Here is a 13,181-nt window from a genome sequence, read left to right as displayed (position 1 = left end):
CGCCCGGTCCCATTCCGAACCCGGAAGCTAAGCTTGACAGCGCCGATGGTACTGCAACCGAAGGGTTGTGGGAGAGTAGGACACCGCCGAACTTAACGAACAGGTAGGCCCCGGTTGAGGACCAGTGATGGTTCTCCCGGGGCCTTTCTGTATGCCCAAAACCCGTGTCGTCCCCCCACGTACGCGTGTCGTCCACTCGGGTACGCGGGCCGGCCATCCAGGTACGCGTGTCGTCCGCCCAGGTATGGGAGCCGGCCGTGCAGGTCGGGTGTCGTCCGCTCAGGTACGCGTGTCGGCTTTCTAGGTCCGCGTGTTGACCGTCTGATCACGCGTGTCGACCCTGCAATCACGCGTGTCGACTCCCCAATCACGCGTGTCGGCGCTGCAGTCACGCGAGTTCCGCCTTCAATCACGCGAGTTCCGGCTCCAGTCACGCGAGTTCGGTCCCTGATCACGCAAGTTCCGGCTCGGATCACGCCGGCGCCGATCCGCGGCCCCAGCCTGATGCCCGCCCAATCACGCGTGATGCCCCGCCAGACACACCCGATACCCCTCGGATCACGCGTGAAGCCTCAAACCGACCCCGGCCGAGCCGGCGGCCGCCGGCGCAACGGCGATGACAACACCAACGACGTTGTCGTCTCCCCGTACCGCTGCACCTTCTCGACCAACCCCTCCAGCTCCGCCGTATCCCGGCACAGCACCCGCAGGATCCAGCACTCGTCCCCCGTGACGTGGTCCGCCGCGACGACCTGGGGGAGCGGGAGCACCGCCGTCCTGAACCTCGGGGTGTCCAAGCTCCGCACCCGGGCCCGCACCAGCGCCTCGATCGGCAGGCCCAGCTTCGTCGTGTCGACGCTCGCCGCATAACCGGTGATCACGCCGCGCTCCTCGAGGCGGCGGACGCGCTCCGTCACCGCCGAACCGGACAGCGACACCCGGCGGCCGAGCTCGGTGAAGCTCAGGCGGCCGTCGGCCTGGAGGAGCTCCAGCAGGTGCCAGTCGACGTCGTCGAGAGCGTCCACCGCGGTTCTCCAAGGTGAGCAGGGTCAACACCGGGAAATCCCCGGCCGGGCCGGGCTTCCACCCCGATTCTGCCCTGTGTCCCCGGGCCCGCCGCCAGCAGGATTTACCTCATGACCCGCATCCTCACCGTCCCCGCCCCGATGCCGGACGCCGCCCTGGAGTACTTCGGCGCCGAACTCGCCTTCGAGGTCGATCCCGACGATCTCGTCCGGGACCTCGAAGCCGGTCTCACCGACGGTTACGTCGTAGTCGAGACCCGCGCGCCCGAAGCCTTCCAGCTGGCCCGCATCCCCGGCGCGATCAACCTCCCGTACCGCGACATGACGGCCGAGAGCACTGCTCACCTCGACCGGAACCTCGTCTACGTCTGCTACTGCGAGAGCACCAACTGCAACGCCGCCACCAAGGGCGCGCTCAAACTCGCCGGGCTCGGCTTCCGCGTGAAACGGCTTTCCGGCGGCATCACCGGCTGGGCCGCGGCCGGCTACCCGGTCGAAGGCGAGACCGAAGGCGACACCGAAGGCGAAACAGCAAGCGGACCAGCCGGAATCCGCTGCGCCTGCTGACGCACCTACCCTGGAAGACGTGACACGACTGCTCATCATCCAGCCGGACGCCTCGGACCCGCTCGGCACCCTCGGCGACTGGCTGACCGACGCCGGCGCGGAGCTCGACGTCCGGCTGCTCCCCGACGCCGGCCTGCCCGCGGACCTCGACGGCTACCACGGCGTTGTCTGCCTCGGCGGCGGAATGTCGGCGGAGGACGACACGAAGCACCCGTGGCTCGCCGACGTCCGGCGGCTGCTTTCGAAGGCCGCGGCGAAGCGGCTCCCCACCCTCGGGGTCTGCCTCGGCGCGCAGCTGCTGGCCGTCGCGACCGGCGGCCGCGTCGAGGTGGGCCAGGACGGGCCCGAGGCCGGCCCTCAGCTCGTCTCGAAGAAGGATGCCGCCTGGACCGATCCGCTCTTCGCCGACCTGCCGCTCATGCAGGACGTCCTCCAGTTCCACAAGGACGTGATCACCCGGCTCCCGCCCGGCGCCGAGCTGCTCGCGTCCGCGCCGCGCTACCCGAACCAGGCCTTCCGGATCAGCCGTTGTGTCTACGGTGTCCAGTTCCACATCGAGACGACGCCCGCCGTCGTCGCGAGCTGGGCGGCCGACGAGCCCGAGATGGCGGAATTCGCCCGTCCGGGCTCACTGGAGCACGACGCGCTGGTCGCCGTGCACACCGACATCGAGGAAATCTGGCGTCCGTTCGCGCAGCGGTTCGTCCGGTTGGCCGCCGGTGAGCTCACACCCGCTGCCGACAGTCAACGGACGTTACCGCTGGCTTAACGGCGGATGTCACAAACAGCTACGGGCTCTTAACGACAAGGATCGATCTTCAGGTACCTTGCGGGAGAAGTCCCCCACAAGGGTGTTCGGAGGTCGGGGTGGATCCCTCGTTGCTGGTCGTGCTCGTCGTCGTCACCGCCCTGGTTTTCGACTTCACGAACGGGTTCCACGACACCGCGAACTCGATGGCGACGTCGATCGCCACCGGAGCCCTCAAGCCCCGGGTGGCCGTCGCGATTTCCGCGATCTTGAACCTGATCGGCGCGTTCCTGTCGGTGGAGGTCGCCAAGACGATCTCCAGCGGCCTGGTGGACGACACGAAGATCGGCCCGTCGATCGTCTTCGGCGGGCTGATCGGCGCGATCGTCTGGAACCTCGTGACGTGGTTCGTCGGCCTGCCGTCGAGCTCGTCGCACGCGCTGTTCGGCGGCCTGATCGGCGCCACCTGGGTGTCGGCAGGCGCCGACTCGGTCCACTTCGGAAAGATCGTCGAGAAGGTGCTGGTGCCGGCGGCCGCGTCCCCGGTCATCGCCGGCCTCGTGGCGATGGTCGCGACGTACCTGGTCTACCGCTTCCTCGTCCGCGAACGGCCGGCCACGCGCGGGTTCAAGGCCGGACAGATCGTCTCGGCGTCCCTGGTCTCGCTGGCCCACGGCACGAACGACGCGCAGAAGACGATGGGCGTGATCACACTCACGTTGGTCACCGCCGGTAGTCTTCCGCCGGGCGCCGCCCCGCCCGTCTGGGTGATCATCAGCGCCGCCTGCGCCCTCGCCGCGGGCACCTACCTCGGCGGCTGGCGCATCACGCACACCCTCGGCAAGGGCCTGACCGACATCGAAGGCCCACAGGGCTTCGCCGCCCAGACGAGCTCGGCGCTGGTCATCCTGGTCTCGTCGCGGCTGGGCTTCCCGCTGTCGACGACACACGTCTGCTCCGGTGGGATCGTCGGCTCCGGTGTCGGACGGCGGGAGGCGCCGGTCCGCTGGCGGATGGCGGGCCGGATGGTCGTCGCGTGGCTGTTCACGCTGCCCGCGGCCGCGATCGTCGGCGCCGTCTCCGGCAAGATCGCCTCGCTCGGCACCGCGGGCACCGTTACCGTCGGGGTGGTCGGGATCGGCGTCGGCCTCGGCATCTACCTCCTCTCGCGGCGCCACCCCGTCACCGCGCACAGCTTCCAGGTGCCCGAGCCGACGCCCGCCGACAGCGAACCGGGCCGGCTCGCCGCCTGACCGGAGCCCGCCGGGTTAAGTTGTTCGTGATGGCAGACCGCGCGCGAACGACCGCTTCGGCGGCGAGGTACGGCTTCACCGATTCCCGTGCCGAGGGTCAGCTGCGCGCGGCCGGCTGGTGGGACGACGCGGGCCCGGTCGCCGCCGCCACCGATGTCCTGACGGCGTTGTCCCGCGCCGCCGACCCGGATCTCGCGCTGCGCGGGCTCGACCGGATCCGTGAAGCCGACGACTCGGAATGGACGGCGCTCGAAGCACAACTGCGCGAAAACCGGACCTTCCGCGGGCGCTTCCTCGGCGTGCTGGGGACGTCGAGCGCGCTCGCCGACTTCGTCGCCGCGAACCCCGCGCAGTGGCGGTCGCTCACCGGCGACAAGTGCACCGACGCCGCCTGCTACCGGGAAAACCTGAGCAGCTCGCTCGTGGGGGACGACGGTTCGGTGCTCACCGGGCTCGAAGCCGAGCAGGCGCTCAAGATCGCCTACCGCGGCCAGCTGCTCGGCATCGCCGCCGCGGACCTGGGACACCTCGTCGAGGCCGGCCTGGAGCACCCGCACTACGCCGAGGTCGCGGCGCAGCTGACCGAGCTGGCCGAGGCCGCGCTCGCCGCCGGGCTCGTCGTTGCCGAAGCCGAGGTCGGCGCGTCCGCCGAGGGCACCCTCTCGATCATCGCCATGGGCAAGTGCGGCGGCCGGGAGCTCAACTACGTCAGCGACGTCGACGTCATCTTCGTCGGCGCCGAAGACCTCGGGGTCGCCACGCGGCTCGCGAGCACGATGATGCGGGTGACCGGCAAGGCGTGTTTCGACGTCGATGCGGCGCTGCGCCCGGAGGGCAAGGCCGGCGCGCTGGTCCGCACGCTGGAAAGCCACCAGGGTTACTACCGGAAGTGGGCCAAGACCTGGGAGTTCCAGGCGCTGCTCAAGGCGCGTCCGGTCGCCGGTGACGCCGAGCTCGGCCGGCAGTACGCCGAGATGGTCGCGCCGCTGGTGTGGTCGGCGGCCGACCGGGACAACTTCGTCGACGAGGTGCAGCAGATGCGCCGCCGGGTCGAAGGGCACGTGCCGTCCGAACACGCCGAGCGTGAGCTCAAGCTCGGCCGCGGTGGCCTGCGTGACGTCGAGTTCGCGGTGCAGCTGCTGCAGCTCGTCCACGGCCGGGTCGACGACAAGCTGCGGTCACCGTCCACGATGGACGCGCTTGCGGCGCTCGGCGAGGGAGGTTACGTCGGCCGTCAGGACGCCGCCGAGCTCGGGGCGTCGTACGAGTTCCTGCGGATGATCGAGCACCGGCTGCAGCTGCGCCGGCTGCGCCGCACCCACCTGTTCCCGGCGACGTCGGAGACCGCCGAGCTGCGGATCCTCGCCCGGGCGAGCGGCATCAAGGCGGCCGGCGGCAAGAGCCAGGGTGACGCGCTGCTGGCCGAGTTCCGCAAGCACGCCAAGGGCATCCGGCGGCTGCACGAGAAGATCTTCTACCGGCCGCTGCTGCAGTCCGTCGCGAACGTGCCGACCGAAGCGCTGCGCCTGACGACCAAACAGGCCGCCAGCCGGCTGGCCGCGCTCGGGTACACCGCCCCCGACGGCGCGCTGCAGCACATCAAGGCCCTCACCGCGGGCGTCTCGCGGCGCGCGGCGATCCAGCAGGCGCTGCTGCCGGTGCTGCTCGACCTGCTCGCCGACACCCCCGACCCCGACGGCGGGCTGCTGTCGTACCGGAAGGTGTCCGAGGCGCTCGAAGACACCCCGTGGTACCTGCGGGTGCTGCGCGACGAAGGCACGGTCGTCGAGAACCTGGCGGTGTTGCTCGGGACGTCCCGGCTGGTCCCCGACCTGCTGGTCCGCGCGCCGGAAGTGTTGCAGCTGCTCGGTGATCCGGCCCGGCTGCTGGGCCGCACGCCCGCCGACGTGGCGACGTCGCTGCGGGCCGCCGTCCGGCGTCAGCCCGGGTTGAACGCGGCGGTCACGGCCGCGCGTTCGCTGCGGCGGCACGAGATGCTGCGGGTCGCGTGCGCGGATCTGCTCGGCCTGCTCGACGTCCCCGCGGTGTGCGCGGCGCTGTCGAGTGTGTGGGTGGCCGTGCTCCAGGGCGCGCTGGCCTCAGCCTTCCGCCAGCGGCAGGCGGAGCTGGGCCGCACGCCGGCGCGCATCGCCGTCATCGGGATGGGCCGGCTCGGCGGCGCCGAACTGGGGTACGGCTCGGACGCCGACGTGCTCTTCGTGTGCGAGCCCGCCGAAGGCGTTTCGGACGCCGACGCGGTGAAGTTCGCTTCGTCGGTCGCGGAGACCGTCCGGAAGATGCTGGGCGCGCCGAGCTCGGACCCGGCCCTGGTGGTCGACGCCGACCTGCGGCCGGAGGGCCGGAGCGGGCCGCTCGTGCGGACACTCGAGTCGTACCGCGCGTACTACGCGCGCTGGGGCGAGGTGTGGGAGGCCCAGGCGCTGCTGCGGGCCCGGTTCATCGCGGGCGACGACGAGCTCGGCGAGCGGTTCATCACGATGATCAACCCGGTCCGCTACCCCGAGGGCGGCCTGGAGCCGACCAAGGCCCGGGAGATCCGTCGCATCAAGGCCCGCGTCGAAACCGAGCGGATGCCCCGCGGCGCGGACCCGACCCGCCACACGAAGCTCGGCCGCGGCGGCCTCGCCGACGTCGAGTGGACGGTGCAGCTGCTGCAGCTCCAGCACGCGTGTTCGGTGCCGGGCCTGCGGACGACGTCGACGCTCGACGCGCTGGCGTGCCTGCCGGAAGCGGGCCTGGCCACGGAGTCCGAAGCGGAGTCGCTGCGGGAGGCGTGGCTGCTGGCGACGCGGGTGCGCAACGCGGGGATGCTGGTGCGCGGCAAGGCCGTCGACGAGGTGCCCGGCTCGGGCCGCGACCTGGTCGCGGTGGCCCGGGTGCTCGGCCAGTCGGCGGCGGACGACCCGGGCGAGTTCCTCGACACCTACCGCCGCATCACCAGGCGGGCGCACACGGTGGTGGAGCACCTGTTCTACGAGGCCTGATTACAGTGGGCGGGTGACTGCACGAGAGCCGTTCCGGACCCGGATCAAGGTCCGCCACTACGAGCTGGACACCCTGGGCCACCTCAACCACGCCGTGTACCACTCGTACGGCGAGGTGTCCCGCCTGGAGCTCCTGGAGAAGGCGGGCGCGCTCGAAGGCCTCCCGGGCGTGGCGTCGGTGCTGCTGGAGACGCACGTGGTGTTCCGCCGCGAGCTGCGCGCGGGCGACGAGGTCGACGTGACGTGCGACGTCAAGTTCGGCAGCGGCAAGACGTTCTCGATGGACTCGAACATCTACAAGGCGGACGGCACGCTGGCCGCGGAGATCACCTGCACGCTGGGGTTGATGGACCTTTCGCTCCGGAAGCTGGTGGCAGACCCGAGGGGGGCTTTCGAGGCCGCTGGCGCGGACCTGAAGGTGCTGTCGACTTCGGAGGGCTGAGGACGGTAACACCGGTCATGATCGCCGCGTCTCCGACCGTAAACGGACACGGAGGCGGTCGACATGGCCAAGAAGAATCCCAGCGGCAGGTCGCAGCCCAGTCAGTTGCCTAATAAAGGCATCCAGAAGAGGGGCCGCGGCGACAAGGATCCCGGTTCTCCGCCGGTCAAGGGCGGGCCCACCAAGTAGCCGCCGGTGGTTCCGCAGACGATCGGTGCGGTGGTCGCGTTTCTCGCTCTCGTCGCGCCAGGCGTGGTGTATGAGCTGAACCGCGAGCACAAGCGGTCGCCGATCACCGAGTCGGGCTTTCGTGAGGCGTCGCGCGCTGCGTTGGCCAGCTTCGCGTTCACAGCGGTTTCGTGCCTGGTGATGTGGACCGTGTGGCTCACCTGGCCGTCCGGCGCGGTGGACCTCCGCGGCTGGCTGGCGCAAGGGACGCAGTACCTCCAGGGCAACCTGCTGAGAATCTTCCTCACCACACTGGGCGAGGTGGCGCTGGCGTGCCTGCTGGCGGCCGTGGTCGCCCGGGTCGTGGCGGTGCTGGCGGACGAAGGATCCTCGATCTCGAACGACACCGCCTGGCAGGTGGCGTTGCGCCGGGATCGGCCGGACCGGAAGAGCAAGGTCTGGGTGCACGTCCGGCTGCGGGACGAGACGGAGTTCTACGGCTACCTCGAGTGGTACACGGTCGGCGAGAAACCGGACGACCGGGAGATCCTGCTCGAGGGGACCGCACTGGCGCGAAGTGTGCCGGTGAAGTCCGGAGAGCCGCAGGAAGCCGAGACGATCGGCGAGACGTGGGAGAAGGTCCTGATCGCGGGGTCCCAGATCACGTACCTGCGCGTCTGCTACCAGGACGAGTTCGGCGAGCCGGTCCGGTCGAAACGGCGGCTGGGTGAGAAGACGCCCCCGCCGGCGGCAGTGGAGCAGTGACGAGAAACGCCGGCGGCGAGGGCGTTTCCGCTCCTCACCGCCGGCGTGCCCAAGGGACGCGTCAGCCGATCACACGTCGTAGTACAGGGCGAACTCGTACGGGTGCGGGCGCAGCCGCAGGGGGTCGATCTCGTTCTCGCGCTTGTACGAGATCCACGTGTCGATCACGTCCGGCGTGAACACGCCACCCTCGAGCAGGTAGTCGTGGTCGGCTTCCAGCGTGTCCAGCACCGTGCCCAGGTCGCCCGGGACCAGCTTGACGTTCTTCGCCTCTTCCGGGGGAAGCTCGTACAGGTCCTTGTCGATCGGGTCGGCCGGCTCGATCTTGTTCTTGATGCCGTCGAGGCCGGCCATCATCATCGCCGAGAACGCCAGGTACGGGTTGCCCGAGGAGTCCGGGCAGCGGAACTCGGCGCGCTTGGCCTTCGGGTTGTTGCCCGTGATCGGGATGCGGACGCACGCCGAGCGGTTGCGCTGCGAGTACACCAGCGAAACCGGGGCCTCGAAGCCCGGGACCAGGCGGTGGTAGGAGTTCACCGTCGGGTTCGTGAAGGCCAGCAGGCTCGGGGCGTGCTTGAGCAGGCCGCCGATGTAGTGGCGCGCCGTATCGGACAGGCCCGCGTAGCCGGACTCATCGTGGAACAGCGGCGTGCCGTCCTTCCACAGCGACTGGTGGCAGTGCATGCCCGAGCCGTTGTCGCCCGCGAGCGGCTTCGGCATGAACGTCGCCGTCTTGCCCGCCGCGAACACCGTGTTCTTCACGATGTACTTGAACAGCTGCAGGTCGTCGGCCGCGTGCAGCAGCGTGTTGAACTTGTAGTTGATCTCGGTCTGGCCGGCGGTGCCCACCTCGTGGTGCGCGCGCTCGATCTCGAAACCGGAGCCCGTCAGGTTGCGGACGATCTCGTCGCGCAGGTCGGCGAAGTGGTCGACCGGCGGGACGGGGAAGTAGCCGCCCTTGAACTTCGTCTTGTAACCCTGGTTGCCGCCGACCTCGTCGGCGCCGGTGTTCCACCAGCCCTCGACGGAGTCGATCTCGTGGAACGAGGCGTGCTCGGCGGAGTCGAAGCGGACCGAGTCGAAGATGTAGAACTCGGCTTCGGGGCCGAAGAACACGTTGTCGGCGACGCCGTACTCCGCGATGTACTGCTCGGCCTTGCGCGCGATGTTGCGCGGGTCGCGGCTGTACGCCTCACGGGTGAACGGGTCGTGCACGAAGAAGTTCAGCGAGAGCGTCTTCGCCTTGCGGAACGGGTCGATGCGCGCCGTCTCGGGGTCCGGGAGCAGCAGCATGTCCGATTCGTGGATCGACTGGAAGCCGCGCACCGAGGAGCCGTCGAACGCGAGTCCCTCTTCGTAGGCCTCTTCGGTGAAGGCCTTCGCGGGGACTGTGAAGTGCTGCATGACGCCCGGAAGGTCGCAGAACCTGACGTCGACGACCTCGACGTTTTCGTCGGCGATGAGGCGCTGGATGTCGTCTGGAGTAGTGGGCACCCTCGGTGACTCCTTCTCGTTCGGGCTCGTGCGGCAGTGCTCTCTTCGGCTCACGCTAAAAGCGCGGTGTTGCCCGACCGTCACCCGTATGTTTCGCCGGTGTTAACGGGTGGCCGGATGACCGGTATCCGACCAGGTGGGATGTGGTCCGCGCCACCGGCATACCCTGGACGGGTGGCGAGATGGACCGGCGAATGGCTGCCCGGCACCGGTGACGGTGGCCAGGGTACCGACCAGGAGGCCCCGCGCTGGCCGGGGGAAAGGTTCGGGTTGCCCGAATCGGGTGTCGGCTCGGCGGCGAGCGGGGGCTCGCGGCTGCTCGGGCTGGTCGTCGACCTCGTGGTCGCGGCCCTGGTCACGGCCATTTTCCTGCACCCGAGCCTGCAGGACCCGGTCGCGATGCAGAACTTCAACCTGTGGTCCGGCGGGGTGTGGGCCGTCATCTCCGTCGTGTCCGCCGGCTTCTTCGGCTTCACCCCGGGCATGGGTGCCGTGGGCATCCGCGTCGCCCGGCTCGACGGCGCCGCGCTCGTCGGCCCGCTGCGCGCGCTGGTCCGGGCGGTGCTGACATTCGTCATCATCCCGGCCGCGGTCCGCAACGCCGACGGCCGCAGCTGGCTCGACCGGCTGACCGGCACCGTCGTCGTCCGGCTGCGCTGAGCCCCCGTACGAGAAAGGCCCCGTCCACCCGGACGGGGCCTTTTTTCGTGCGAGCGTCAGCGGCGGCGGATCGTGCGCTGGACGTTGCGCATCTTCGCGCCGGCGGGCATCGGGCCCTTCGGCATCGCCGCGCCGCGGTTGCCGAGCGCGGCCAGCTTCGCCTCGAGCGCGTCGACCTGGGCCGGCTTGAGGTTGCGCGGCAGCTTCATCAGGAAGCCCTGGAGCTTCTTCAGCGGGATCTGGCCCTCTTCGTGGCCGATCGTCACGTCGTAGATCGGGGTGTCGCCGATCAGGCGGGAGACGCGCTTCTTCTCCTGGGCGAGCAGCGTCTTGACGCGGTGCGGCGCGCCTTCGGCGACCAGCACCACGCCCGGGCCGCCGAGCACCCGGTGCACGGCGTCGAGCTGGGTCGTCGCGGCGACGGTCGGGGTCACCTTCCACTTGCCGCGCAGGTTCTCCAGCGCCCACGCCGCGGCGCCGGGCTGGCCGTCGGCCTTCGAGTAGACGGTCTTCTGGACGCGCCGGCCGAAGATGATCATGGCGAGCAGCGCGCCGAGGACGATCCCGAGCGGCAGCAGTGCCCACTGCGCGTCGAAGAAGAACCCGATCCCGAACGCCACACCGGCGACGACGATGACCGAGCCGGCCATCCACGGGATGAGCCAGGGGTCTTCCTTGCGCTGCATCTTGAAGGCTTCGAAGAGCTGGCCACGGCGGGCCTTGCTCGCCGCGCGCTTCTCCTTCTTGGCCTGCTTGGCCGCTTCCTTGTCCTGCTGTCCCGCCATATGACCAGGATACGGCCGCGTGCCCCTGCCCCGATTCCCCGTCCCCCTCTGCGAGGATGCGGGACGTGACTGGCGTACTTTCCCCGAAGAGCCGCACCCGTCTGCTCGATGGTCTCGACCCCGAGCAGCGCGCCGCCGCCAGTGCCCCGCGGGGGCCGGTCTGCGTCCTCGCCGGCGCCGGCACGGGCAAGACCCGCACGATCACCCACCGCATCGCCCACCTCGTCATGTCCGGGCACGTTTCCGCTGGTCAGGTGCTTGCCGTCACGTTCACGACGCGCGCCGCGGGCGAGATGCGGACGCGGCTGCGCGGCCTCGGCGTCGAGGCCGCGCAGGCCCTGACGTTCCACGCCGCGGCCCGCCGTCAGCTGCGGTACTTCTGGCCTCGCGTGGTCGGCGACCGGCCGTGGGACCTGCTGGAGAACAAGCTGCGCTACGTCGGCCAGGCCGCGAACCGGAACAAGCTGGGCACCGAGGTCGAGGTGCTGCGCGACCTGGCGAGCGAGATCGAGTGGGCGAAGGCGTCGCTGATCAGCCCGGACGACTACCCGGCCGTCACCGCACGCGCCCAGCGGGACATCCCGGCGCCGGCCGCGCAGATCGCCGACGTCTACCGCACCTACGAAGAGCTGAAGAACGCCGCGCAGGTGCTCGACTTCGACGACCTCCTCCTGCACACGACGGCGGTGCTCGAGGAACACGGTGTCGTCGCCGAGGAGTTCCGCGACCGCTACCGCTGCTTCGTCGTCGACGAGTACCAGGACGTCACGCCGCTGCAGCAGCGCCTGCTCGGCGCGTGGCTCGGCGGCCGTGACGACCTGACCGTCGTCGGCGACGCGAACCAGACCATCTACTCCTTCGGCGGCGCGTCGCCGCGGCCGCTGCTGGAGTTCACCCGGCGCTACCCGGAGGCCACCGTCGTCCGGCTCGAGCGCGACTACCGGTCGACCCCCGAGGTCGTCTCGCTGGCGAACCGCGTCATCGGCGCCGCGCGGGGCCGGCCGGCGGGCTCACGGCTGAAGCTGATCGGCCAGCGGCCGCCCGGCCCGGAGCCGCGCTTCGCCGAGTTCGACGACGAAGCGGTCGAGGCCGGCGCTGTCGCGCGGCGCGTGCGTGAACTGCTCGACGGTGGGGTCGCGGCGAGCGAGATCGCGGTGCTCTACCGCGTCAACGCCCAGTCCGAGGCCTACGAGTCGGCGCTGGCCGAGGCCGGCATCCCGTACCTGGTCCGCGGCGGCGAGCGGTTCTTCAACCGGACGGAGGTCCGGCAGGCGATGTCCGCGCTGCGGGCCGCGAGCGACGACGTCAGCTCCGACCTGGTCACGACGGTGCGTTCGGTGCTCGCCCGGGTCGGCCTCACCGAGTCGCCGCCCGCCGGCGGCGCGGCCAAGGAGCGGTGGGACGCGCTCCTGGCGATCGTCGAGCTCGCCGAAGAGCTCGCGTCGACGGTCGCGGACGCGGACCTGCCGCGCTTCAACAGCGAGCTGGACCAGCGCGCGTCGGCCCAGCACCCGCCGACCGTCGAGGGCGTGACGCTCGCGTCGCTGCACGCGGCGAAGGGCCTTGAGTGGGACGCGGTGTTCCTCGTCGGCCTGGCCGAGGGGACGATGCCGATCCTGCACGCCGGCGACGACGAAGCGGCGATCGAGGAGGAGCGGCGGCTGTTCTATGTGGGCGTCACCCGGGCCCGGGAGCACCTGTGGCTGTCGTGGGCGCTGGCCCGCACGCCGGGCGCGCGGCGCAACCGCCGTCGCAGCCGGTTCCTCTACGGCTTGGTCCCGGAGGACCATCCGGCCGCCCGGGCGGCGCGGACGCAGAAGCCGTCGGCGCCGGTCAAGACGCGCTGCCGCGTCTGCGGCGGCCCGCTGCTGGAGACCATCGAGGTCAAGCTGGGCCGCTGCGGGCGATGCCCGTCCACAGTGGATGAGGGCCTGCTCGAGCGGCTGAAGACGTGGCGCGGCGACCGGGCGCGGGAGCTGAAGGTGCCGGCGTTCGTCGTGTTCACCGACGCGACGCTGATGGCTATCGCGGAGCAGCGCCCGGTCGACGAAGCGGCGCTGGTGTCGATCTCCGGGATCGGCGCGACCAAGCTCGAGCGGTTCGGCACGGAGATCCTCGGCGTCGTCCGCGCGTCGGCGGAGTCCTGACGCCGGACGATCTTGATGTGGCCTTGACCGCGTCGGGACCATGATCCACGCGGCGAACCCGCTGCTCAGGGGCGATCTTCGTAACTTCGAGGATTTTCCCGTAATTAAGTTGCCCCGGTGTG

At 70.4% G+C, this 13,181-nt stretch carries 11 protein-coding genes and 1 rRNA gene; 9 read left to right on the top strand and 3 right to left on the bottom strand.

Features of this window, described 5'->3' with window-relative positions:
- Positions 1-92, top strand: a 5S ribosomal RNA gene (gene rrf / locus ACZ63E_RS25425); the annotation flags it as partial.
- A gap of 480 nt (positions 93-572) precedes the next feature.
- On the opposite strand, the gene ACZ63E_RS25420 is transcribed toward rrf, so the two are convergent.
- Entirely contained in the window at positions 573-1,025 is a 453-nt protein-coding gene (locus tag ACZ63E_RS25420; protein ID WP_465311749.1) for an Lrp/AsnC family transcriptional regulator, read from the bottom strand.
- 111 nt (positions 1,026-1,136) lie between these two features.
- On the opposite strand from ACZ63E_RS25420, the gene ACZ63E_RS25415 reads away from it, so the two are divergent.
- The 6 genes from ACZ63E_RS25415 to ACZ63E_RS25390 all read left to right on the top strand — a co-directional run bounded on the left by ACZ63E_RS25415 (position 1,137) and on the right by ACZ63E_RS25390 (position 7,973).
- On the top strand, positions 1,137-1,592 hold the full coding sequence (locus ACZ63E_RS25415; RefSeq protein ID WP_465338576.1) for a rhodanese-like domain-containing protein: 456 nt from the start codon (positions 1,137-1,139) through the stop codon (positions 1,590-1,592).
- Positions 1,593-1,611: 19 nt separating this feature from the next.
- Positions 1,612-2,361 carry a type 1 glutamine amidotransferase gene (locus ACZ63E_RS25410; RefSeq protein WP_465338575.1) on the top strand — a complete coding sequence of 250 codons (750 nt, stop codon included), beginning with the start codon at positions 1,612-1,614 and terminating at the stop codon, positions 2,359-2,361.
- 98 nt (positions 2,362-2,459) lie between these two features.
- On the top strand, positions 2,460-3,593 hold the full coding sequence (locus ACZ63E_RS25405) for an inorganic phosphate transporter (protein WP_465338574.1): 1,134 nt from the start codon (positions 2,460-2,462) through the stop codon (positions 3,591-3,593).
- A gap of 29 nt (positions 3,594-3,622) precedes the next feature.
- Positions 3,623-6,598: a bifunctional [glutamine synthetase] adenylyltransferase/[glutamine synthetase]-adenylyl-L-tyrosine phosphorylase gene (locus ACZ63E_RS25400; protein WP_465338573.1), complete on the top strand. Its 2,976-nt coding sequence runs from the start codon at positions 3,623-3,625 to the stop codon at positions 6,596-6,598.
- A 13-nt stretch (positions 6,599-6,611) separates the two neighbouring features.
- Positions 6,612-7,040 carry an acyl-CoA thioesterase gene (locus ACZ63E_RS25395; protein ID WP_465338572.1) on the top strand — a complete coding sequence of 143 codons (429 nt, stop codon included), beginning with the start codon at positions 6,612-6,614 and terminating at the stop codon, positions 7,038-7,040.
- Between the two features lie 195 nt (positions 7,041-7,235).
- Complete coding sequence (locus ACZ63E_RS25390; RefSeq protein ID WP_465338571.1) at positions 7,236-7,973, top strand: DUF6338 family protein; 738 nt, start codon at positions 7,236-7,238, stop codon at positions 7,971-7,973.
- Between the two features lie 69 nt (positions 7,974-8,042).
- Here the strand turns inward: ACZ63E_RS25390 and glnA are convergent, their stop codons facing one another.
- Complete coding sequence (glnA, locus tag ACZ63E_RS25385; protein ID WP_465311743.1) at positions 8,043-9,467, bottom strand: type I glutamate--ammonia ligase; 1,425 nt, start codon at positions 9,465-9,467, stop codon at positions 8,043-8,045.
- A 270-nt stretch (positions 9,468-9,737) separates the two neighbouring features.
- Between glnA and ACZ63E_RS25380 the strand changes: the two genes are divergently transcribed.
- Entirely contained in the window at positions 9,738-10,127 is a 390-nt protein-coding gene (locus ACZ63E_RS25380; RefSeq protein WP_465338596.1) for an RDD family protein, read from the top strand.
- A gap of 56 nt (positions 10,128-10,183) precedes the next feature.
- Here ACZ63E_RS25380 and ACZ63E_RS25375 read toward each other — a convergent pair whose 3' ends face one another.
- Positions 10,184-10,912 (bottom strand): DUF4191 domain-containing protein, encoded by a 729-nt coding sequence (locus ACZ63E_RS25375; RefSeq protein WP_465311742.1) that lies wholly within the window; start codon positions 10,910-10,912, stop codon positions 10,184-10,186.
- Positions 10,913-10,977: 65 nt separating this feature from the next.
- On the opposite strand from ACZ63E_RS25375, the gene ACZ63E_RS25370 reads away from it, so the two are divergent.
- On the top strand, positions 10,978-13,059 hold the full coding sequence (locus tag ACZ63E_RS25370; RefSeq protein ID WP_465338570.1) for an ATP-dependent DNA helicase UvrD2: 2,082 nt from the start codon (positions 10,978-10,980) through the stop codon (positions 13,057-13,059).
- The last annotated feature ends 122 nt before the right edge of the window (positions 13,060-13,181 follow it).

This window comes from Amycolatopsis sp. NPDC104819 (genome assembly GCF_055583145.1).
The sequence above is the reverse complement of the archived record's forward strand: the minus strand, read 5'-3'. Positions and strand labels throughout refer to the sequence as shown.

Bases quoted from the DNA above. Each gene is read 5' to 3' on its own strand.
- ACZ63E_RS25415 (WP_465338576.1), top strand. From the start codon at position 1,137: ATGACCCGCATCCTCACCGTCCCCGCCCCGATGCCGGACGCCGCCCTG.
- ACZ63E_RS25400 (WP_465338573.1), top strand. From the start codon at position 3,623: ATGGCAGACCGCGCGCGAACGACCGCTTCGGCGGCGAGGTACGGCTTC.
- ACZ63E_RS25375 (WP_465311742.1), bottom strand. From the start codon at position 10,912: ATGGCGGGACAGCAGGACAAGGAAGCGGCCAAGCAGGCCAAGAAGGAG.